The organism is Butyrivibrio sp. NC2002 (assembly GCF_000702265.1).
GTDB lineage: Bacteria > Bacillota > Clostridia > Lachnospirales > Lachnospiraceae > Butyrivibrio.
Window position 1 is genome coordinate 487,785 of sequence record NZ_KL370880.1, and the last position, 23,475, is coordinate 511,259.

The 23,475-nt window shown below is 40.9% G+C and carries 20 protein-coding genes and 1 other RNA gene; 18 read left to right on the plus strand and 3 right to left on the minus strand.

The genetic code is table 11. The features are described 5' to 3' along the window. The first annotated feature begins 66 nt into the window (after nt 1–66). The 8 genes from T543_RS09265 (at nt 67) to T543_RS09300 (ending at nt 8,409) form a co-directional block, all read left to right on the plus strand. Nucleotides 67–549, plus strand: a complete 483-nt coding sequence (locus T543_RS09265; RefSeq protein ID WP_035767755.1) for a hypothetical protein — start codon at nt 67–69, stop codon at nt 547–549. 35 nt (nt 550–584) lie between these two features. Continuing rightward, the gene (locus T543_RS15270) at nt 585–1,109 is read left to right on the plus strand and encodes a DUF6465 family protein (protein ID WP_051638664.1); all 525 of its coding nucleotides are present in this window, start codon (nt 585–587) and stop codon (nt 1,107–1,109) included. Between the two features lie 144 nt (nt 1,110–1,253). Continuing rightward, the gene (locus tag T543_RS09275; RefSeq protein WP_242839496.1) at nt 1,254–1,484 is read left to right on the plus strand and encodes a hypothetical protein; all 231 of its coding nucleotides are present in this window, start codon (nt 1,254–1,256) and stop codon (nt 1,482–1,484) included. Between the two features lie 69 nt (nt 1,485–1,553). Further along, on the plus strand, nt 1,554–2,561 hold the full coding sequence (locus tag T543_RS09280; protein WP_035767760.1) for a deoxyguanosinetriphosphate triphosphohydrolase: 1,008 nt from the start codon (nt 1,554–1,556) through the stop codon (nt 2,559–2,561). A 27-nt stretch (nt 2,562–2,588) separates the two neighbouring features. Continuing rightward, nucleotides 2,589–4,367, plus strand: coding sequence for a DNA primase (gene dnaG, locus T543_RS09285; protein ID WP_035767761.1), 1,779 nt, complete (start codon nt 2,589–2,591; stop codon nt 4,365–4,367). 376 nt (nt 4,368–4,743) lie between these two features. Then, nucleotides 4,744–5,982, plus strand: coding sequence for an RNA polymerase sigma factor RpoD (gene rpoD / locus T543_RS09290; RefSeq protein WP_035768341.1), 1,239 nt, complete (start codon nt 4,744–4,746; stop codon nt 5,980–5,982). 2 nt (nt 5,983–5,984) lie between these two features. Continuing rightward, complete coding sequence (locus T543_RS09295) at nt 5,985–6,731, plus strand: class I SAM-dependent methyltransferase (protein WP_035767762.1); 747 nt, start codon at nt 5,985–5,987, stop codon at nt 6,729–6,731. A 25-nt stretch (nt 6,732–6,756) separates the two neighbouring features. Beyond that, nucleotides 6,757–8,409 carry a nucleoside kinase gene (locus T543_RS09300; RefSeq protein ID WP_035767763.1) on the plus strand — a complete coding sequence of 551 codons (1,653 nt, stop codon included), beginning with the start codon at nt 6,757–6,759 and terminating at the stop codon, nt 8,407–8,409. Here T543_RS09300 and T543_RS09305 read toward each other — a convergent pair. Both T543_RS09305 and rnpB read right to left on the minus strand, forming a co-directional pair. Further along, on the minus strand, nt 8,399–9,283 hold the full coding sequence (locus tag T543_RS09305; RefSeq protein ID WP_035767764.1) for a S1 family peptidase: 885 nt from the start codon (nt 9,281–9,283) through the stop codon (nt 8,399–8,401). The genes T543_RS09300 and T543_RS09305 overlap by 11 nt on opposite strands. 34 nt (nt 9,284–9,317) lie before the next feature. Then, nucleotides 9,318–9,671, minus strand: an RNA gene (gene rnpB / locus T543_RS15340) — RNase P RNA component class A. Nucleotides 9,672–9,918: 247 nt separating this feature from the next. Between rnpB and kduI the strand changes: the two genes are divergently transcribed. The 8 genes from kduI (at nt 9,919) to T543_RS09345 (ending at nt 19,791) form a co-directional block, all read left to right on the plus strand. After that, nucleotides 9,919–10,782, plus strand: coding sequence for a 5-dehydro-4-deoxy-D-glucuronate isomerase (kduI, locus tag T543_RS09310; RefSeq protein WP_035767765.1), 864 nt, complete (start codon nt 9,919–9,921; stop codon nt 10,780–10,782). 23 nt (nt 10,783–10,805) lie between these two features. Next, nucleotides 10,806–11,642, plus strand: a complete 837-nt coding sequence (locus T543_RS09315; protein WP_035767766.1) for a gluconate 5-dehydrogenase — start codon at nt 10,806–10,808, stop codon at nt 11,640–11,642. 20 nt (nt 11,643–11,662) lie between these two features. After that, nucleotides 11,663–12,625 carry a bifunctional 4-hydroxy-2-oxoglutarate aldolase/2-dehydro-3-deoxy-phosphogluconate aldolase gene (locus T543_RS09320; RefSeq protein WP_035767767.1) on the plus strand — a complete coding sequence of 321 codons (963 nt, stop codon included), beginning with the start codon at nt 11,663–11,665 and terminating at the stop codon, nt 12,623–12,625. A gap of 106 nt (nt 12,626–12,731) precedes the next feature. Continuing rightward, on the plus strand, nt 12,732–13,757 hold the full coding sequence (locus T543_RS09325; RefSeq protein WP_035768343.1) for a sugar kinase: 1,026 nt from the start codon (nt 12,732–12,734) through the stop codon (nt 13,755–13,757). A 98-nt stretch (nt 13,758–13,855) separates the two neighbouring features. Next, nucleotides 13,856–14,935 carry a GGDEF domain-containing protein gene (locus T543_RS15275; protein ID WP_081830006.1) on the plus strand — a complete coding sequence of 360 codons (1,080 nt, stop codon included), beginning with the start codon at nt 13,856–13,858 and terminating at the stop codon, nt 14,933–14,935. Between the two features lie 238 nt (nt 14,936–15,173). Next, nucleotides 15,174–17,444 carry a hypothetical protein gene (locus T543_RS09335; protein WP_155843219.1) on the plus strand — a complete coding sequence of 757 codons (2,271 nt, stop codon included), beginning with the start codon at nt 15,174–15,176 and terminating at the stop codon, nt 17,442–17,444. Nucleotides 17,445–17,588: 144 nt separating this feature from the next. Further along, a complete protein-coding gene (locus tag T543_RS09340; protein WP_035767769.1) occupies nt 17,589–18,767 on the plus strand; it encodes a CobW family GTP-binding protein in 1,179 nt (392 codons plus the stop codon). 55 nt (nt 18,768–18,822) lie between these two features. After that, on the plus strand, nt 18,823–19,791 hold the full coding sequence (locus T543_RS09345) for a TIGR03943 family putative permease subunit (RefSeq protein WP_035767771.1): 969 nt from the start codon (nt 18,823–18,825) through the stop codon (nt 19,789–19,791). 80 nt (nt 19,792–19,871) lie between these two features. Here the strand turns inward: T543_RS09345 and rpsT are convergent, their stop codons facing one another. Next, nucleotides 19,872–20,135, minus strand: coding sequence for a 30S ribosomal protein S20 (gene rpsT, locus T543_RS09350; RefSeq protein ID WP_035767772.1), 264 nt, complete (start codon nt 20,133–20,135; stop codon nt 19,872–19,874). A 255-nt stretch (nt 20,136–20,390) separates the two neighbouring features. On the opposite strand from rpsT, the gene lepA reads away from it, so the two are divergent. After that, entirely contained in the window at nt 20,391–22,208 is a 1,818-nt protein-coding gene (gene lepA / locus T543_RS09355; RefSeq protein ID WP_035767773.1) for a translation elongation factor 4, read from the plus strand. Between the two features lie 27 nt (nt 22,209–22,235). Then, entirely contained in the window at nt 22,236–23,441 is a 1,206-nt protein-coding gene (gene hemW, locus T543_RS09360) for a radical SAM family heme chaperone HemW (protein ID WP_051638666.1), read from the plus strand. The last annotated feature ends 34 nt before the right edge of the window (nt 23,442–23,475 follow it).

The following is a 23,475-nucleotide window of genomic DNA, read 5'->3' on the forward strand; positions in this document are numbered from 1 at the left end:
GTTATCATATTAGCAATATGTTTTTGACAATTTTTTGTTGGCATATTTTATTGAGTGGGGTAAGAAATGGATAATAAGGAAAAAACTGAAAACAATGAAACAACTGTTGTTGTAGATAAGAATGCTGAGGAAAGTCATTTCCGTTCGCAGGAGCTTCTTGAAAAGATATATGAAAATTCTCAAAAACAGTTATTTTATAAGAAGATAGAGATGCTATGCCTTGCAGTATGTGTGGTTGCGATCATCATAGCGATGATCATCATGGTTCCAAGAGTGACCAAACTTGCGGATACGCTCCAGGATAGTGCCGAAAGGATAGATACCACAATAGACAAAGCTGACAAGGCAATGGATGATGTATCTGAGATGGCAACTTCCGTTAAAACAATTGCACACGGAATTGACGAGATAGTCGGAGAAAATGGAGAATCCTTGACCAATACTGTAGAGAAGCTGTCCAATATCGATTTTGATGGTCTGAATAATGCAATAAAGGATCTTCAGGACGCGGTAGGACCTCTTGCTAAACTTATGAAGAGATTCAATTGATGAAATGACAATTATATGGACCATGGGAGGGAAATATGGCAGACAAGAAGACTACGGACAAGATAAAAGAAATTGCAAAAAATGTAACAGAAGCTGCGGAACCTTATGTGGAGAAAGCAAAAATGAAAGCAGGTCCCGTGCTTGATGAAGCAAAAAAGAAGGCGGCGCCTATGCTGGATGAAGCAAAAGCAAAGGCTGAGCCTGCACTTAATGAAGCAATGAAAAATGCACAACCCTATCTGGACATTGTAAAAGAGAAAGCAGACCCTGTTTTAAAGGAAGTAAAGAAGGCTACAGAGCCTGCAACCAAGGCTGTAAAGTCAATTGGAAGAGATATTACCGAATCTCAGGCCAAGAGAAATACAAAGACAGAGTTCTACATTCAGTATAAGGACTATGAAGTCAGAACAGATGACATAGGCGAAAAAATCCGTGAGCGCTATGTTGCGGAAGGACATAAGGCTTCTGACATAAAAGAAATGCAGGTATATTTAAAGCCTGAGGAAAATACTGCGTACTATGTGATCAATCATCAGTACACAGGCAAATTTACTTATTAAAAAATATCAAAGCACTGCTCTTATTATCTGAGAGCAGTGTTTATCGTTTATAGAGGAGAAAAACTTTTGTATATTGAGAAGAACGTTTTTTTTAATTTAAAACATTACGAATATGGTGAAGCTTTTTTTGGAAGTTACAAAGGTATGAGATACAGACTTGCAAGAGAACCGCTTGAAAATGTGGTGTTCATACCTGTTGATCAAAGAGATCCAAGCGCAAGACTTAAGGCGACAGTTTGGCCTGAACCGTACAGCTATCATGATACAGAGGAAGAAAAAAAGGTATCGGAGCTTTTTGAAATAACCGAGGAGGGTTTCGAGGAAGCTGTCAGGTGGATAAATGAGCAGTATGACATCGGAAACTATTCTGAATAAAAAATAGAAAATAATAAAAAGGAAATGGTGAAAAGGCGCAGAATATTATTAAAGTGAGGAGTTTACAAAGTGAAGATACGAGAAAGTTTAGAAAACAGGGAGAGAATAAATTATAGTCCATATGCAACTCTCAGCATGAATTCGCGGGGAAGAGAAAAAGACGAAGATCCTTGCGATATCAGACCATGCTTTCAGAGAGACCGAGATCGTATTCTGTATTCCAAATCTTTTAGGCGACTCAAAGATAAAACACAGGTTTTCCTGACTCCGGATGGGGATCATTACAGGACTCGTATGACCCATACTCTTGAGGTGTCTCAGAATGCAAGAACGATTGCAAGGGCACTTAAACTAAATGAGGATCTCGCAGAAGCAATTGCTTTTGGACATGATCTTGGGCATACTCCTTTCGGACATGCAGGAGAAAGAGCGCTTAATGAGATATGTCCGTATGGCTTTAGGCACAACGAGCAAAGCCTTAGGACAGTAGAACTTCTTGAGAAAGACGGAGCAGGACTCAATCTTACATTTGAAGTAAGGGACGGGATCCTTAACCATGAAATGGATCTGACTCCGATAACTTTAGAGGGAAGAGTGGTCAGACTTTCCGATAAAATTGCCTATATCCATCACGATATGGATGACGCCATACGCGGCGGAATATTAAAGGAAAGTGATGTTCCGGAGAGTATCTGTGAAGTTATCGGGCACTCTAACGGAGAATGGCTCAACACATTCATACATGATATTGTTGAGACCAGCACGGGACTAAATGATATAAAGATGTCAGAGCCTGTAAACAAAGCACTTTTGGAACTTCGAAGCTTTATGTTTAAAAATGTCTATACCAATCCTGTTGCAAAGAGTCAGGAAGGTAAGGCAGAGAATCTTGTAAAAATACTTTATGAGTATTACATGGAGCATGAAGAACTGTTACCTGATTATCTGGTAAGACTTATGGAAGATGGACAGCCGATGGAAAAAATAGTCTGCGACTACATTAGTTCCATGACAGACAGATTTGCTATCGCCAGATTTCATGAATACTTTGTCCCCAAGAGTTGGGATGTGTTGTAGATTTTATCTTATTGAAAGTGAAAATATATGCGATATTCCGATGAAATCATTGAGGAGGTCAGATCGAGGAATGATATAGTGGACATCGTAGGTCAGTATGTCAGCCTTAAAAGGACCGGAGCCAACTATGTTGGACTGTGTCCCTTTCACAATGAAAAATCGCCGTCTTTTAGCGTATCACCCAGTAAGCAGATGTTTTACTGCTTTGGATGCAGAGTAGGTGGCAATGTTTTTTCATTCCTCATGAAATACGACAATTTAACATTTACCGAAGCGGTGAAGGAGCTTGCCGACAGAGCCGGAGTAAAGCTTCCGGAAGAAGATGAATCTCCCGAAGCAAGGCGGATAAGGGATAAAAAAGCTCTGCTTTTTGAGATAAACAAGGAAGCTGCAAAATATTATGTGTATCAGCTGAAAACACCGGCAGGTGCAAAGGGACTTTCATATTTTCGTGAAAGAAAACTATCAGATGAAACAATGCAGAGATTCGGGCTTGGTTATTCAAATGTAACCAGTGATGACCTTGTAAAATACCTTAGGAACAAGGGCTATAGTGATGCTCAGATAATAGAAGCGGGACTTGCTTCTCATGATGAAAAATATGGCACACATGATAAGTTCTGGAACAGAGTGATGTTTCCTATTTTGGATGCCAATTCCAAGGTAATAGGTTTTGGCGGACGAGTGATGGGAGATGGAAAACCAAAATATCTGAATTCTCCGGAGACACCAATCTTTGATAAAAGCAGAAATCTGTTTGGCCTCAACTATGCCAAAAACGCAAGAAAAGGCTATATCATTATCTGTGAAGGATATATGGATGTGATCGCCATGCATCAGGCGGGCTTTAATATGGCGGTTGCTTCACTTGGAACAGCATTTACACCACAGCAGGCCAATCTGCTGAAAAGGTATACTGACCTGGTCATCTTATCCTATGACAGCGACGGAGCCGGAACGAGCGCAGCGCTCAGAGGCATTCAGATATTAAAGGATGCCGGACTTAAGGGCAAGGTTCTTAATCTTAAACCCTACAAAGATCCGGATGAATTTATAAAAAATGAAGGAAAGGAAGCTTTTGAAGAAAGAATAAAGAAAGCTGAAAATCCGTTTTTCTTTGAATTGTCGGTGAAGGAAAAAGAATATGATATGTCGGATCCTGCAGCAAAGACCGATTTTCACAGATTTATAGCAGAAAAATTATGTGAATTTAAGGAGGCTGTCGAGCGGGAGAATTATATAGAAGCCGTGGCTCAAAGATATATGATAGGCGCGGATGACCTTCACAAGCTTGTGGCGGGGATCGCTGCGGGCGGCGGCATTGTTAAAAAACAGGTCAAACCAAAATCCGGTATTCATTCGCGACAGGTAAAAGAAAATCCTGCAAGGAAACCGCAGAGAGTACTCATTACATGGCTTGCTGATGAGCCGGAGCTTTTTGGCTCTGTAAGTAAATGGATTGATCCGGAGGATTTCTCCGATGATCTATATAAAAAAATAGCAGGAGAGATGTGGAGTGGATTAAAAGAAAACACATTCGATCCCGCAAAAGTGCTTGATCATTTTACCGGTGAAGAGGAGCAGAGAGAAGTTGCAGAACTCTTTAATACCAATCTGGTTCAGATAGATACCAAGGAGGAAAGAGAAAAGGCAATTCATGACATCATATATGATGTGAAAAAAGCCGGTTATGAGAAAAAGCTAAATGATATGCCCGGTGACGATCCCGGAAGATGGGATTATACATTGCAGGGGAAACGTAAACTTGAAGAATTGTCAAAGGCAAAGATCATTCTTGATAAGTGATTGAAAGGAAGGAATTAAAGTGGCAGAAAAGAAAACTACTTCAAAGGCAAAGGCAGCTTCAAAGGAAAAGGAAACTGAGAAGAAGGTAACAAAGTCTGCGAAGGCTGAAGAGACAAAAGAAACAAAAAAGACCACCAAGACTGCAAAGACAAAGGAAGCAGCAGAGAAGAAGACTGCAAAGGCTTCAGAGGAAAAAATAGCAAAGGCAGAATCCAAGACAAAAACTACAAGGGCTAAGACAACAAAGGCACAGGATGCAACAAAGCCTGCGAAGACAACTGCAAAAACAACTGCAAAAACAACTGCAAAGACCGGCCGTAAAAAGGCAGAGGAAGTTGCAAATACTGATGGTGATCAGCCGGTAATAGACGATGAGATGAAGGAAAAGTTCACACAAAAAATCCGTGAACTCCTTGCACTCGGAAAGAAAAAACAGAATACACTTGATTATAATGAGATCAGCGACTACTTAAGAGATCTTAATCTCGATGAAGAGGGACTTGATAAGGTTTTAGAGCATCTTGAGACAGCAGGTATCGATGTCCTTAGGATGGAAGAAACTGATGTTGAGCTTCCTGACGATGATGATGTGGTTCTCGGTGACGAAGATGATGTTGATGTGGATATGGAAAACATCGACTTATCTGTACCCGATGGAATAAGCATCGAAGATCCGGTTCGTATGTATCTTAAGGAAATCGGTAAGGTTCCGCTTCTTACAGCAGAACAGGAAATTGAGCTTGCTCAGCAGATGGAAGACGGTATGATCGCTGACATGATCCTTGAAAATGGCGGACTGGACGGACTTGAGATAAAAGAGGAAGAGCAGGAAGCTTACGAGAGAGTTAAGGATCTTGGCGAGAGCGACCTTAAGAATGTATCTTACATGGGAAATGAAGCAAAGAAGCGGCTTGCTGAAGCAAACCTTCGTCTTGTTGTAAGTATTGCAAAGAGATATGTCGGAAGAGGTATGCTTTTCCTTGACCTTATCCAGGAAGGAAATCTTGGTCTTATCAAGGCTGTTGAAAAGTTTGATTTCCGTAAGGGATTTAAGTTTTCAACTTATGCTACATGGTGGATCCGTCAGGCTATCACACGTGCGATAGCAGATCAGGCAAGAACAATCCGTATCCCTGTACATATGGTTGAAACTATCAATAAACTTATCAGGATCAGCAGACAACTGCTTCAGGAGCTTGGTCGTGAACCCACTCCCGAAGAAATCGCTAAGGAAATGGGAATTCCGGTAGAGAGAGTCAGAGAAATCCTCAAGATTTCACAGGAACCTGTATCTCTTGAAACACCTATCGGTGAAGAGGAAGATTCACATCTTGGTGATTTCATACAGGACGACAATGTACCTGTACCTGCAGATGCTGCAGCATTTACACTCTTAAAAGAGCAGCTTGTTGAAGTACTTGGAACACTTACAGAACGTGAACAGAAAGTACTCAGACTCCGCTTTGGCCTTGATGATGGAAGAGCTAGAACCCTTGAAGAAGTTGGTAAGGAGTTCAACGTTACAAGAGAGCGTATAAGACAGATTGAAGCTAAGGCTCTCAGAAAGCTTCGCCATCCCAGCCGCAGCAGAAAGCTCAAGGATTATCTGGACTGATTATGAAGAATGTACAATTATCAAAAAGATTAGGCGCTGTTGCTTCTTTCGTAGAGAAAGGAGCACGCGTCTGCGATATCGGAACGGATCATGGATTCGTTCCGATTTATCTTATTAATTCAGGAACAGCATCTCATGTAGTTGCCATGGATGTTGGAGAAGGCCCGCTCGAGAGGGCAAGAGAACATGTAAGAAAGCAGGAGCTCTGCGACAAAATAGAACTAAGGCTATCAAACGGCCTTGAAAAACTTGAAAAAGATGAGGCGGACACCATGATCTGCGCCGGTATGGGCGGCACCCTTATGATGCGGATCATAAACGACAAAGATCCGTGGAAGCTTGGCATCAGGCATATGATATTACAGCCTCAGTCTGACCTTTTTTTATTCAGGGAAAATCTGCAAAAGATCGGCTATGGGATAGTTGCCGAAAAAGAGATTTTCGAAGAAGGAAAATATTATGTCGTTATAAACGCAGTGCATGGAGAAGAGGATGTTTACTATAAAAAAGCGGCATCTATGCTAAAGAGTAAACACGAACTGACTGATGATGACTGCATAAGGATCTGTCGCAGGTTTGGACCTTATCTTATCTGCGCAGGCGACAGCGAGCTTAAGAACTATCTTGAGCACGAGCTCAGTATATGTGAGAAAATTTTATTAAAATTATCTGAAAATGCGCATCCGGACAGGGAACGTGATATTATTATGAAAAAGCACGATATAACATGCGCCTTGGACTTGTTATAACTGTCTTGTCAGGAGGTAAAAGCGTATGCCGATACTTACAATTAATGGTGAAGAAAAAGAATATCCTAAGGGAACTACTTTTGAAGAAATAGCCAAAGAGTACCAGCCTCAGTATGAGAATCTGATAGTGGCTGTTTACTATGGTTCCAGGATTAGAGAACTTATGAAAAAAGTTGACAGAGATTCGACTCTTTCCTTTATCACCACTTTTGATGAAATAGGCATAAATACTTATACCAGGACAGCTGTCATGATGCTCATCAAAGCTGTCAGAGATGTTTCCGGAAAGCATCCTGCATTTACAAAGGTTGAGTATAAGATTGGTAATGGTTTTTACTGCAATATAAGGGCCGATTTCAAAGTGACCGAAACCTTTGCAGAATCCGTTCAGAAACGAATGGAAGAGATGGTGGAGGATAAGCTTCCGATTTCTAAAAAAGGCTATCCTTTAAATGATGCTGTCGAGATATTTGCAAGAGAGGGAATGGATGATAAGGTCAGGCTCCTTAAATACAGAAGAAGTTCGGAAGTAAATGTCTATACCCTTGATGGCTTCAGCGACTACTACTATGGATATATGCTGCCTAATACAGAATATATCAAATGGTTTAAGGTTGAGAAGTATCACGACGGGCTTCTGCTTCACCTTCCTACCAGAAAACATCCTGATACCCTTACAGAGAGTGCGCCAAGAGAGAAACTCTTTAGTGAGATGGTAAGGTCAACTCAGTGGGGGCAGATGATGGGTGTTGATACTGTTGGCGATCTTAATGATGCCATCTGCAGGGGCGAGTTTGACAATCTGATGCTCGTTCAGGAGGCTTTGCAGGAGCGAAGGATCGGCGAGATAGCGCAGAAAATATATGAAAGAAAAGATGTCAGATTTGTTATGATAGCAGGTCCCAGTTCATCGGGAAAAACATCTTTTGCAAACAGGCTTTCAATTCAGATGAGGACTTATGGATTAAGACCGCATCCCATCAGCCTTGATAATTATTTTGTAAACAGAGAATGTACGCCGCTTAATGAAGACGGCAGCTATAACTTTGAGTGCCTTGAAGCTCTTGATGTTGAGCAGTTTAACAAGGACATGGTCGACCTTCTTAATGGCAAAAGGATAGAGATGCCTACCTTTAATTTTGTCACCGGCAAGAGAGAGATGAATGGTGACTACATGGAACTTAAGGATGGCGATGTACTCGTTATAGAGGGCATTCACGGGCTTAATGAAAAAATGAGTTATGCACTTCCTGCAGAGTCAAAGTTTAAGATCTACATAAGTGCACTCACAACACTTAGTGTAGATGCGCATAATCGTATTCCTACTACTGATGGAAGACTTCTTAGAAGAATAGTAAGAGATGCCAGAACAAGAGGCGCATCTGCTATTCACACTATAGCTATGTGGGATTCCGTAAGAAGGGGCGAGGAACTTAACATTTTCCCGTTCCAGGAGGATGCTGATGAGATGTTTAACTCTGCTCAGATATATGAGCTTGCAGTTCTTAAGCAGTACGCAGAACCGCTTCTTTTTGCGATAACCAAGGATGACCCTGAGTATTTCGAAGCAAAGAGACTTCTGAAATTCCTTGATTATTTTGTGGCTGTTGATTCACAGTCACTTCCGAAAAATTCGCTCACAAGAGAATTTGTGGGTGGAAGCTGCTTCAAGGTTTGATCGTTTCCAAAAAAGAAATGATATCAGGCAGGGAAGTGGCAACCATTTCGTTGTCATCGGAACCGCCTGAAAGAAGCGCAACATAATTACCATATTGATCAAATACTCCGCCTCCGGACATTCCTTCGTGGGCGGAGCATTTTGCGTAAAGCATATTATATCCAAAATCTGTAACCATGATGTCTTTATTTTGAAGCATTCCGTATACGTAGCCGTCAGCTATTTTTGTGTCATTTCCGTATATATTGTACTTTTGATTCTGCAAAGGGTCAGGAATAACCTCTGATTCCAGAGAGAAAACAATAGAGGAATTGTTTTTTAGCTTGTCATACGCAGCTTTGGAATTTTCACCGGCAGGATCATCGGAACCGATTGAATCATCTTCAAGAGACGAACTGCCCATAAAAAGCGGAACGGACCTAAGTCTTATAAGGTCTTCCGGAAGAAAAGAATCCGTCTCTACTTTTATAACAGCAAGGTCACGATTTTCGGAAACATCTACAAGACCTCCCTCTTTAATAAGACCATCAAAAAATATCACAAGATGGCTGTCTTCATTTTCCCAGTTTTTCACAACATGTTTTGCGGTCAGAATAAGTATCGATTCATCGGATATTTTTATAATGCTTCCGCTACCGACTTGGTTTCCGATACGTATCTGTATGCAGGATGGACGCAGCATGAGTGCTGCATTTATTATTTCTTCTTCAGTTGATGCTTCTTTTTGCAAAACGGGAGTATCAAAAAGACCTGTTGAAAGCATGGATGAAGCTATTTCGCTTGCAGTAGGTCCGTTTGCAGAAACAATAAGAGGCGTCTTTATAAAAAATAAACATGTAAATAATATGGATAATTTCAGGAATCTGTTTTTCATGACCGGTTGAACTTCTGAAAAAAATAAATATTTTTTTATGAGCAGGCCTGTAAGCCGGGTTATGTCGTGAATGATCATCTATCTAGGACTACCGTTGCCGATAGTCTCGAGCGACCTACCTGAAAACGGACCGGGCCGGCCCATGGTTTTCTTTTTGGTCTTGCTTCGGATAGGGTTTACATGGCTACAGATGTTACCATCTGCACGGTGGTCTCTTACACCGCCTTTTCAACCTTACCGACTTCAAAGAAATCGGCGGTATATTTCTGTTGCACTTTCCCGGGAGTCACCTCCGCCGGACGTTATCCGGTATCCTGCCCTATGAAGCCCGGACTTTCCTCACCCGCGCCCTTTCGGGACCTGCGGCCGCGATCATTTGTCCTGCTCATATTATGAACTTTAATAAAATAAGCAACTATTGTCAAGTAAGTGGCTAAATTTGAGTAGAAATAATCACTTCAGAAAAATAAAATAGACTTTGGATGTTTTGGGAAAAATGTCAAAATAATCAAGTTTTTTGGGTGTAAAAGCAAAGATTTGTGAATAAATTTAAATTATTATAATAACTGTATTTTATGATGTGGAAAAAATGCACATAAAAATGTCAATAATCGTTTTTTTACGGAGGTTACAGAATGGAACTTAGAACAGCAGCATCTCCCAAGGATGCAAAATATTATGATACTACAAGACTCAGAGATGAATTTCTGATCGATGATCTTTTTATGCCTAATGAGATAAAGCTGGTATACAGCCATATTGACAGGATCATCACAGGCTCAGCAGTACCTGTAAAAGGTGAGCTTGTCCTCACAGCAGGTGATGAGCTAAGAGCAGAATACTTCCTTCAGAGAAGAGAGATGGGTGTTATCAACATAGGCGGAGACGGCATCATAACAATCGATGGAAAGGAATATGAAGTTGGCTACAAGATGGGAATGTACATCGGTATGGGCAAGAAAGATATTTCTTTTGCTAGTAAGGATGCCGAGAATCCTGCAAAGTTCTATATAAACAGTGCTCCTGCACATAAGACATATCCTACGGTTCTCATCAAGAGAGAAGGCACACCTTCAGAGGACGTTGTAATAATAAAGGATGAAAACAAGAAGGAACTCGGCTCTGCTGAGGAGTCAAACCACAGAGTTATTAACAAATATATCCTTCCCGGACAGGTTGAAACCTGCCAGCTTGAGATGGGTATGACAGAGCTTAAGCCCGGCAGCGTATGGAACACAATGCCTTGCCACACACATGACAGAAGAATGGAAGTATATCTTTACTTTGATATGCCCGAGGATGCTATTGTGATGCACTTTATGGGTGAACCTACAGAGACAAGACATATCGTTATGAGAAATGAGCAGGCTGTGATCAGCCCCAGCTGGTCTATCCACTCAGGATGCGGTTCACAGGCTTATACATTTATCTGGGGAATGGTTGGAGAAAACCAGGACTTCGATGATATGGATGATGTGGCTATGCAGGATCTTAAGTAATTGATGAAGAAAGGAGTAATAGTATGGATACAAGCTTTTTAAAGATATTTTCACTTGAAGGAAAAACAGCATGGGTAACAGGTGCGTCATACGGACTTGGCCTTGCTTATGCAACTGCTTTTGCACAGAGCGGAGCAAAGATTGTATTTAATGATATCAACCAGGAACTTGTTGACAAGGGAATGGCTGAATATAAAAAACTTGGAATCGACGCATACGGCGCAGTATGTGACGTAACAAACGAAGATGATGTAAAAGAGTTTGTGAAAAATGCGGAAAAGGAAAAAGGACCTATCGATATCCTTGTAAATAACGCAGGTATCATCAAGAGAATACCTATGATAGAGATGACAGTAAAAGAGTGGAATCAGGTAATCGATGTTGACCTTACAGGTCCTTTTATCTGCTCAAAAGCAGTTCTTCCCGGCATGATCGAGAGAAGAAGCGGCAAGATAATAAATGCCTGCTCTATGATGAGCGAGCTTGGAAGAGAGACTGTATCAGCTTATGCAGCAGCGAAGGGCGGTCTTAAGATGCTCACAAAGAACATCTGCTCTGAATATGGTCAGTACAATATTCAGTGTAATGCTATCGGACCCGGCTATATTGCTACGCCCCAGACAGCACCGCTTCGCGAAAAACAGGCTGACGGATCTATGCATCCTTTTGACAGATTTATCAGATCCAAAACACCTGCCCAGAGATGGGGAAAAACAGAAGACCTTATGGGACTTGCAGTATTTCTTGCTTCTAGCGCATCTGATTTTATAAACGGACAGGTTGTTTATATAGATGGCGGTATCCTTGCATATATAGGCCAGGATCCGGGAAATCTTGATCCATCAAAATTTGAAGACTAAAAAAAAGAGGCAGAATAAAAATGAACGAAGTATGTAAAGAGTTATACAAGATTGGTATTGTTCCTGTTATCGCAATCGATAATGCCGCGGACGCTGAGCCTTTGGCAAAGGCTCTTATTGAAGGGGGACTTCCTGCAGCTGAGGTAACATTCAGGACAGATGCAGCTGAGGAAGCAATAAGCATTATTTCAAAAAAATTCCCGGAGATGATAGTCGGAGCAGGTACTGTTCTAAACAGTGAACAGGCAGACAGAGCAAAAAAAGCCGGCGCTAAATTTATTGTCAGCCCCGGTTTTAACAGAAGCAATGTTGAGTACATTCAGAGTATTGGCGTGCCGGTAGTTCCGGGAACAGCTACTCCCGGTGAAGTTGAGCAGGCTATTGAGCTTGGACTTGACTGTGTGAAGTTTTTCCCTGCAGAACAGAATGGGGGAATTGCCAAGATAAAAGCTATGGCAGCACCATATACCAAAATGCACTTCATGCCGACAGGCGGTATAAATAAGAATAATCTGTGTGATTATCTTTCATTTGACCGCGTTTTTTGCTGTGGCGGCAGCTGGATGGTCAAAAAAGACATGATAGCTGAAGGCAGATTTGATGAAATAAAGGCTCTTGCTGCTGACGCTGTTAAGAGTATGCTCGGATTTAAACTTGTTCATATCGGAATAAACTCTAAAGATAAAGAGGAAGCTGATAAGGTAGCGAATATGTTCTCTATGCTATTTGGATTTGAGAAGGACGAGAGAGAAGCTTCTGTATTTGCCGGAAAAGAAATCGAGGTAATGGCAGGAGGCGCCAGAGGAACAAAGGGACATATCGCGATAGGCACAAACAGTGTAGACAGAGCGGTTTACCACCTCTCCCAAAAAGGCGTTGAATTTGACGAGAGTTCATATAAGTATGAATCAAACGGAAATCTGAAGTTTGCATATCTTAAAGACGAGATAGGCGGATTTGCAGTTCATCTTATAAAAAAGTAAAGGGAGGAACCATCATGACGAAGTCATGATTTGGAATGGTTCCGACCGATAGGGCAGGATTGCGGAGCAATCGTGCCAATACATAATATACGAGGGAGTAATGAAAATGTCTAAAAGAGTAGTAACATTTGGAGAAATTATGCTGCGTCTACAGCCTGACAACTACCTTAGATTTGTTCAGGTGGATCATCTGGAGGCCACATTCGGAGGCGGAGAAGCGAATGTATCTGTGTCTCTTGCAAATTACGGAATTGACTCAAGATACGTAACAAAGCTTCCCACGCATGAGATAGGTCAGGCAGCAGTTAATTCACTTAGAAAATTTGGTGTTGATACCTCTTATATCACAAGAGGCGGTGACAGAGTCGGAATTTACTTTAATGAAAAGGGAGCCTCACAGAGAGGAAGCAAGTGCATCTATGACAGAGCACATTCTGCAATTGCAGAGGCATCAAAGGATGATTTTAACTGGGATGAAATCTTTGAAGGTGCAGAGTGGTTCCACTTTACAGGAATAACTCCCGCTGTAAGCGACAGCCTGGCAGAAATAACTCTTGAGGCTGCCAAAAAAGCAAAAGAGAAGGGGCTTACAGTCAGCTGCGACCTTAATTACAGAGGAAAACTCTGGAGCAAGGAAAAGGCCGGAAAGGTCATGGGCGAAATCTGCAAATATGTTGATGTCTGCATTGCAAATGAGGAAGATGCGGGCGATGTATTTGGTATAAAGGCATCAAGCACTGATGTCACAACAGGTAAGCTTAACCGCGAGGGCTATATTGAAGTAGCTCAAAAGCTCACAGAGAGATTTGGTTTTAAGAAAGTTGCCATAACACTTAGAGAGTCTATTTCCGCTAACGATAATAACTGGAGTGCTATGCTCTATGAAGACGGCAAGGCATATTTTTCAAAGAAATATGCTCTTAGGATTGTTGACAGAGTTGGCGGCGGAGATTCGTTTGGCGGCGGTCTTATTTATGGCTGCGTAAACGGATATGGTCCTCAGGAAACTATAGAGTTTGCAGTAGCTGCATCTGCGCTCAAACACACTATTGAAGGAGACTTCAATATGGTATCGGTTGAAGAGGTTCAAAAGCTTGCAGGCGGCGATGGTTCGGGAAGAATCCAGCGATAAAAATCACGAAATTTCAAATGAGAGTTTATATAATTTGATGAAGCAAAAAACACCCCGATGATATTGTTATCGGGGTGTTTTTGAGCTAAAATCTTTGTATGTTAAAGAATAAGATATCCCGTGAAGAACGGGAGGATTTTTATCAGTCAAAATATAAATATTTTAGAAAAGTCAGCACGTTTGCAGCTATAATAACTGCACTATGCGAAATATCGTATTTTGTGTCTGATTGTCAGATTTTTGGAAGGTTTGCGTATGAAACGCTTGTTCCAAGACTCTCGATATTAGTACCGCTTATACTGTTTATTATTTTGGCGCCCAAGGTAACTGACTATAAAAAGGGGGCTTTATTAAATTACCTGATTGCTCATGGTGCGATGTGGGCAACAATATGGGCTATTGTGTATCTGCCAAATAAGGACTTTTCTCGAGAAGGATTTATTATAATGCATTTTGCATTTCTGGCGACAGGACTTGCGATACCGCTAAAAATCCACATCCCGGTACATGGGCTTTTGCTCCTTAATATTATCGTGTCAAATACATTTAATCATTATCCGCATTTTGATCTGATGATTTCTCTGGCTTTGCCTTTATATATCGGATGTTGCGTACTTTTGTATATTTTTGAAAATGTATATGCCGATCAGTATCTTATGACAAGGGAGCTTCAGAAGACATCAATAACTGACTCGCTTACTGAGGTTTACAATAGAAACAAGCTGGAAGATATTGTTGATGAAAAAGATGAACATTTGAAAGTGGGACATAAGCTGGAAGCTGTAATTCTCATGATTGATATAGACTACTTCAAGCGCGTCAATGATACATACGGACATGATTCAGGAGATAAGGTTCTTGTAAGTGTTGCGGAGCAGATAAAAAAATGCATAAGATCAACAGATATTGTTATCAGATGGGGCGGCGAGGAATTTGTTGTGGTTCTTTCAGGCGCTGAATCCTCTGTTGGACTTAATATTGCAGAGCATATAAGAAGCGGAGTTGAATCAACTGATAATGAGGTCTGCCCTGTTACCGTATCGGTCGGCGTCAGCAGATATGACGGCGGTAATTATACGCAGGCTGTTAAGCATGCAGATGAAGCCCTATATTATGCCAAAGAGCATGGCAGAAATCTGGTTGTTCATTATGACGATCTTGCAAAAGACGAATCATAAAACAGAAATTTAGGAAAATATTTAAAATATATTTTTTTCAAAGCACGATAAAATGTGCCGGTAGAGGATACCGGTACATTTTTTTTATATTTTTTAAAATTTTTTGCTTGCAAAAGATTTTTGTCTATGATACTATCTCAACTTGTCGGCAGTCAGCTGACCAAATCTTTCGGAACTTCTTCCGAGGGAATTCCATTTATTTAATTTTTTTATTTTTATGAAAGGCGGTTTATTTTTTATGAAACCATTTGGACAAAGTAACTCGATGAAAGAATTGCTGAAAAAGTTAAAGAGGCATGACACACTGGTTATGGCGGCAGGTGTGGTTGCAGCAACAATTTTATGTGGTGTGTTTGTGTATGTAACTACCCCGGCAATCAGTGCGGATGCAGCAGCAAAAGAGGTGGAGAAAGATTCCCTCGGCGTTCAGAGGAAGGCCAGTGAACAGCTTAGCGAAATCGACTCTTACCTTGAAAGACTCGATCAGGTTGTGACAAACAGCCAGAATCTCGTAAGTGAGATAGAGAAGAGGCAGACGGAAATTAACAATAATTCCGAGCATAAGGAAACCGAAACAAATAACACTAACAGTACCAAGGTTGTTGAAAAGATTAGCGGACTGGATAAAGAGCTCGCATCTATACATGACGAAATAAAGAACACCTCTGAGCAGGTAAAAAATCTTACAGAAACCTTCAAGAATGGAGGAAGCGGCAATAATAAGAAAGATAACGCGGATCTTTCACAGATAAGTAACGCACTTGATGATATCAAAAAGTCATGTGATAAGTCAGGTGACCAGATATCGGGACTTGTAGCATCAATCAAGACCGGCAGGGAAGAATCGGATAAAAAGGTTCTTGGCAATCTGGAAAAGATCGAGCAGGAGCTTGGCAAAGTCAACTCAAACGATACCCTCACAAGACTTGAAAGTGAGCTTTCAAAGACACAGGGCAACTATTCTTTACTTATTAAAGAAATGGAAAAAACTGTTGGCGACGGACTTGATAAAGTGGATAAGAATCTTACAAAGACATCTGATGATGTAAATGGTGTCGGCAAAAAAGTAAAGAAGGTCGAAGAACACGTTGATAGTGTTGATACCAAGATGGGAAGTGTTGAAGAGCATGTTGGCAGTGTTGATACCAAGATGGGAAGTGTTGAAGCGCATGTTGGCAGTGTTGATACCAAGATGGGAAGCGTTGAGGAACATGTTGGCAGTGTTGATACCAAGATGGGAAGCGTTGAGGAACATGTTGGTAGTGTTGAGAATAAGATGGGCAGCGTTGAACAAGGCGTAAACGATGTCCTGGGATCACAGAAAAACACTGATAGTAAGATCGGAGAGATCAATAGTTCTATCGAAGGCGTTGAAGGCAGCATAAGTGATATCAATAAGAATATTGATATTATTTTCAAAAGGTTAGACGAGTCTTTTAAGAAAGTGGCTGATGAGAAAAAGAAGCTGGCATCCACATTAGCCACATTGGGAGTTGACATAGAAGATACTGAAAACGGGGTGCCAACATTTGATGATATCGATAATGCTATCAGGAAACTACCTTCAAAAATAAAGTCAGAAGCTCAATTTGAGTATGTTAAGCATAGCCATAAGGATAAAAACGGAAATGTTGTAAATGGCGAAAACTGCCCTACACATGGGGGATGCTTTACTCAGCCTGTATACCACACACATTCGGACGGATGTTTTAAAATTGTGAATACCTACTATGTACATAGAGATTGCTTTTCTGTAACCGGAGTTGGAATTGATATACCCTATTGTGAATTTTGCGGAAAAGAGGTCAGAAATGGACATATCGATATTTTGACTAAGAGAGATCTGGATAAATTTGGCATACCTGAAGGCGAAGTAAAAAAAAATCCGTTGGAAGTTTTTAAACGATATAAAATAAAGGGTGTGTACAAAGTGGAAACAAAATCGACCACTGTTCTTACCTGTACAAAAGGCAACACACATGTTGATGGTTACAGAGCAGGATGCGGACACAAATCCGGGGAAATAATAGAGGTTAGAATAAAATATGGTAAGCATGATGATTTAATAGGCGGAAGCCTTATGAGCAAAAAATCACATTATTTTGACGGCATGGTTCTTGATTCTGAGACTTTTACTCTTGATGAGGTTGAGGAATATAATTCTGAAATAATGAATGAGGAAGAAGAGGATGCAGAAGAGCCTGAAGATGTAGACATTCTTTTTGAAACAGAGGAAATACCAAATGGGGAAGAGTCTGACGCACCTGAAAGTGGTAATGACTCATCTCAGGAAAATACGAATGATCCGGAAAATCAGACTTCTGAAGAAAAAGCCAAAACACCGGATGGTGAAGCTGTGAGCTTAGATGATGCGGGAAACGAGTTTGCTGATGAAAACCGGAATATGGATATATATAATACAGAAAATACGGATGGATCAGACCCTGAAAAATCTGATAAGGCGCCTAAAGCAGACGCAGATAGTGCCAAGGAAGAGGGTATTAACTAGGGCTCTTCTTTGGGTAGCGCCGAAGGAGAAGGTAAGCTGGCTTCTAAGTGATGGATATGTCATTTCTTGACATGTATCTGATTTCGGCTATAAAATTATGTCGTTGTACGATAGATTTTAAATAAAGAACGGAGAGTGATAGAAATGACAAAAATTGACATTATATCCGGTTTCCTCGGAGCAGGTAAGACAACTCTTATCAAAAAGCTCTTAAAGGAAGCTCTGGCTGGTACAAAAACTGTACTTATAGAGAATGAGTTTGGCGAAATTGGTATAGACGGCGGTTTCTTAAAAGAATCCGGAATCGACATTAGAGAGATGAATTCAGGCTGTATATGCTGCTCACTTGTGGGAGATTTTGGTACATCCCTTAAGGAAGTAATGGATACTTATGCTCCTGAACGTATTCTTATTGAGCCTTCCGGAGTAGGTAAGCTTTCAGATGTTATGAGAGCTATTCAGAACGTAGCTGACGAAAATGCCGACCTTACAATGAATAGCGCAGTAACAGTTGTAGACGTTAGTAAAGCAAAGGTTTATATCAAGAACTTTGGCGAATTCTTTACAAACCAGATCGAGAATGCCGGAACAATTATTCTTACAAGAACAGATAAGGCAGACGCTGCCAAGATAGAGACTGCAGTTGAGCTTATCAGACAGCACAACAGCAAGGCTACTATAATAACAACTCCTCTTGATCAGCTTACAGGTAAGGAAATCCTTGATACATTTGAAGGAAATCATGATCTCGAGGCAGAACTGTTAAAAGAGGTAATGGAACAGGAGCATCATGAACATCATCATCACCATGATCACGGTTCAGAGAAGTTTACAGATGAAGAAGGCGTAACTGTTTACAGAGCTCACCACCATGATGAGGATGATGAGCACGAACACCACCACGACCATGATCATGATGAACACGAACACCACCACGACCATGATCACGATGAGCATGAGCACCATCACGACCATGATCACGATGAGCACGAGCACCATCACGACCATGATGAGCATGAACACCATCATCACCACGATGCTGATGATGTATTTATCAGCTGGGGAATGGAGACTCCTTCCAAATACAATAAGGAAGAGATCAAATCTATGCTCTCAAGGCTTGAGGATGAGGAAACATTCGGTATTGTCCTCAGAGCTAAAGGTATGGTACCTGATGAAAACGGCGGATGGATAGAATTCGACTATGTTCCGGGTGAGCCCACTATCAGAGAGGGCAGTGCCGATGTAACAGGTAAGTTCTGTGTTATAGGTGCTGAACTGAATCAGGATAACCTTGAGAAACTGTTCCGCAGAAAACTTTAATGAAATGATCACACCCCGCTTTTTAAGCGGGGTAAATGTGTATAAGGATTGATTGATGTTTGGAAGGAATATAGAAAAGAAAATGAAACCGGTTTATGTAATAAATGGCTTTCTTGACAGTGGAAAAACAGACTTTTTCAAATATACCATTACGCAGCCTTATTTTAAGACAAAAGGTCTTACTCTTTTGATCGTCTGCGAAGAAGGCGAAAATGAATATTCGGAAAATGTTCTTAAGCAAACAAATACTGTCATGGAGATCATTGAAGATGAAGAAGAACTTACACCTTCAGCTATGATGGCTTTGGAAGCAAAGTATGACCCTGAAAGAATACTTATAGAGTATAACGGCATGTGGAATTACAAGAACTTCAAGCTTCCGAAGAAGTGGAAATTGGAGCAGCAGATCACAGTTATAGATGCTTCCAATTTTGAGCTGTATTTTACAAATATGAAGTCTCTGTTATCTGAGCAGCTTAGAAATTCAGATCTTATCTTGTTTAACAGATGTGATGGAATTGAGGATCTGGCAACATATAAGCGCAATGTAAAGGCTATAAATCAGAAGGCGGATATTATTTTTGAAGATATGAACGGAGAGGTTGATGTCACTCTTGATGAGGATCTTCCGTTTGATCTTAACGCCGATCCTATAGAACTTAACAACTTTGGTTATGGTATGTTTTACCTTGATGCTCTTGAGCACGTTGACCGCTATGACGGCAAGAATGTCAAGTTTACAGCAATGGTAGCCAAGCCATTTGATATGGCAGACAATGCATTCATACCCGGAAGAATGGCTATGACATGCTGTGCTGAAGATATGCAGTTCCTTGGCTTTAAGTGTGAGTATGATGATGCTCCCAAGCTTAAAGAAAAAGAATGGATAACAGTTACCTGTCATGTAAAGAAGGCACTTGTACCTGAGTATCAGGGAGTAGGACCGCTCCTTAGCGTTATAGATATTGAGCATGTATCAGAGCCTAAGAGTCCTGTTATAGATTTTTCAAATCCTAATGAGTAAAACAGAAATTTGAACATAAGAAAAAGCATCGATATCGGTGAGAAGATATCGATGCTTTTTAACATTTATTTTTATTCTATTTATGCAAGCTTGTTTACAGCAAGAGCAAGACGAGAAACTTTTCTTGAAGCTGTATTCTTCTTGAATACGCCCTTTGACTCAGCCTTGTCGATAGCAGATGTAGCAGCAAGAAGTGCCTTAGCAGCCTCTTCCTTGTTACCAGCTTCGATTGCTGATCTTACCTTCTTGATTTCAGTCTTAACAGCTGATTTGATAGCCTGATTTCTAGCAGCTTTCTTCTGGTTTGTAAGAATTCTCTTCTTGGCAGATTTGATATTAGCCATAATGTCCTCCATATTGTTACTTAAATTTAATTTGATACGTTTTCAAGTTATATGGCTATGAAACCGGACACGGACAGTCAATGCCACATACACCGATATATTTTAGCCATTTACAAGCCGTATGTCAACAGTATTTTCAATTTAAGTGTACTTTATACGTGTTCTTATGATATTATAGGATAGATTTTGTAATTAGTCACGACTTCTTGAATGCAAAAGATTTTTTGCAGAGAGTTAATAATAGGATGGAGTAATATGGCAGGTATAGATCAGAGTAAAATCAGAAATTTTTGCATAGTAGCGCATATAGATCATGGCAAGTCTACACTTGCGGATCGAATGATCGAGACCACAGGTGTACTTACCAGCAGAGAGATGCAGAACCAGGTGCTGGACAACATGGAGATCGAACGAGAGAGAGGAATAACCATTAAATCTCAGGCTGTTCGAATGATTTATAAGGCAAAAGACGGTGAGGAGTATATCTTTAACATGATAGACACTCCCGGACATGTCGATTTCGGATACGAGGTTTCACGAAGCCTTGCGGCATGTGACGGAGCAATCCTTGTAGTTGATGCCACGCAAGGTGTAGAGGCACAGACTCTTGCCAATGTTTATCTTGCTCTTGACCATGACCTTGATGTTTTCCCGGTTATCAACAAGATTGACTTGCCCAGCGCAAGACCTGATGAAGTAAAAGAAGAAATAGAAGATGTGATAGGAATTGAAGCTCACGATGCACCTTTGGTATCTGCCAAGCTTGGTACAGGTATAGAGGATGTGCTTGAAGCTGTTGTGACAAGGATTCCTGCACCGACAGGAGATGCCGGTGCGCCGCTTAAGGCACTTATTTTTGATTCAGTATATGATTCGTATCGCGGAGTTATTGTATTTGTCCGCGTAAGAGATGGTGTCCTTAAAAAGGGAATGATGGCAAAATGCATGGCATCCGGAGCATCATGGGAAGTTGTTGAGGTTGGATATTTTGGTCCCGGACAGTTTATTCCCTGTGATGAACTTTCTGCCGGAAGCGTTGGATATTTTACTGCATCTATCAAAAACATTCAGGATGCAAGAGTTGGTGATACTGTAACTGAGAGCACAAATCCCTGTGATGAGGCTCTTCCCGGTTACAAGAAGGTCATGCCTATGGTATACTGCGGTTTGTATCCTGCAGATACCGCAAGATATCCAGAACTTAGAGACGCGCTTGAAAAGCTTCAGTTAAATGATGCGTCCCTTTTCTATGAACCTGAAACCTCACAGGCTCTTGGATTCGGATTCAGAGCAGGATTTTTGGGACTGCTGCACCTTGAAGTAATTCAGGAAAGACTTGAAAGAGAATATAACCTCGACCTTGTTACCACAGCTCCCGGCGTAGTTTACAAGGTTCATAAGACAGACGGAACAGTCTTTGATCTGACTAATCCCGCCAACCTTCCTGATCCGGCTGAAATTGAGTACATGGAGGAGCCGATAGTAAATGGTGAGATAATGGTTACTACCGATTATGTTGGTTCCATTATGCAGCTTTGCCAGGAGAGAAGAGGAAGATACATAAGTACCGAATATATCGAAGCAACCAGAGCTGTACTAAAGTATGAGCTTCCTCTAAATGAGATAATATATGACTTCTTTGATGCTCTTAAGTCCAGATCAAGAGGCTATGCGTCATTTGATTATGAGATCAAGGGCTACGAACAGTCACAGCTTGTTAAGCTTGATATCCTTATCAATCATGAGCAGGTGGATGCGCTTTCATTTATTGTCCACAAAGATGGTGCGTATGAGCGCGGAAGAAAGATGTGTGAGAAGCTTAAGGGAGAAATTCCAAGACATCTGTTTGAAATACCGATCCAGGCGGCTGTTGGCGGCAAGATAATTGCAAGAGAAACAGTTAAGGCTATGAGAAAGGATGTCCTTGCCAAGTGCTATGGTGGTGATATCAGCCGAAAGAGAAAACTTCTTGAAAAACAGAAGGAAGGTAAGAAAAAGATGCGCCAGATCGGTAGCGTTGAAATTCCTCAGCAGGCATTCCTTAGTGTACTTAAGCTTGATGAGGACAATTGAGTTTTTTAGGCCACATAGGGGGATATATTGAAAAAACTTGGGATATATGTTCATATACCATTCTGCATTCGTAAGTGTCTGTACTGCGACTTCCTCTCCTTTTCGGAGGGGGAGGAGCGCCGGGCACTTTATTTTGATGCTCTGAAAAAAGAGATAGCATATTCTGCCAAAGAATGCTCGGGATATGAAACGGAATCTGTTTTTATAGGAGGCGGAACACCGACAAGTGTTGACCCTGACTATATTACAGAGATAATGAAGCTTCTTAAGGATAATTACAATATATTGGAAAACGCGGAGATAACGATAGAATGTAATCCGGGTACTGCGGATTTTTCTGCGCTGAAAAAATACAGGGAAGCAGGGATTAACAGGCTCAGTATAGGCCTTCAGTCTGCAAATGATGATGAGCTAAAAAGGCTTGGAAGAATACATAACAGAAAGCAGTTTGAAGATTGCTACCAAAATGCACGGATGGCCGGATTTGAAAATGTAAATGTTGATCTTATGAGCGCGCTTCCGGGGCAGAAAATTTCGGATTGGGAAAATAACCTTAACTATGTTCTTGGCCTTGACCCTAAACCTGAACATATTTCTGCATATAGTCTCATAATTGAGGAGGGTACTCCTTTTTATGATTTGTACAATGATGAAGCCTGTAAAGATTGTAGTTTGGCAGCGCTACCCCTTCCTGATGAAGATACAGAAAGAAATATGTACTACCTCACAAAAGAACTGCTTGGGAAAAAGGGATATCACCGGTATGAGATATCAAACTATGCTGCAGGCACTTACGAATGTCTTCACAACAAAAGATATTGGGAGTGCAGGGATTACATAGGTTTTGGCATTGGAGCTGCGTCTTTAATGAATGGGGTGCGCTATTCAAATATAAGGGATATGTCCAAATACATAAGCTGTTTCACAAAAGAAGATTCTGTAAGCGACATAAAAAGCGGCGATGAGATGCTCAAAGACATAAGGGAAAATACTGAAAAACTTACTGAAACTGCCAAAATGGAAGAGTTTATGTTTTTGGGACTTAGGATGACAAAAGGCGTATCAATAAAGGAATTTAGGGATAAGTTCGGAAAAGAAATCCATGAAATATATGGAAATGTCATATCATCCCTGAGAGAAGAAGGCTTACTTGAAGTGACAGAGGACTCTGTCAGACTGACTGATAAGGGAATGGATGTAAGCAATTACTGCATGGCAGAGTTTCTTTTGTAAACAGATTCCTGCTTTTTGGAAAAACAGGAATCTG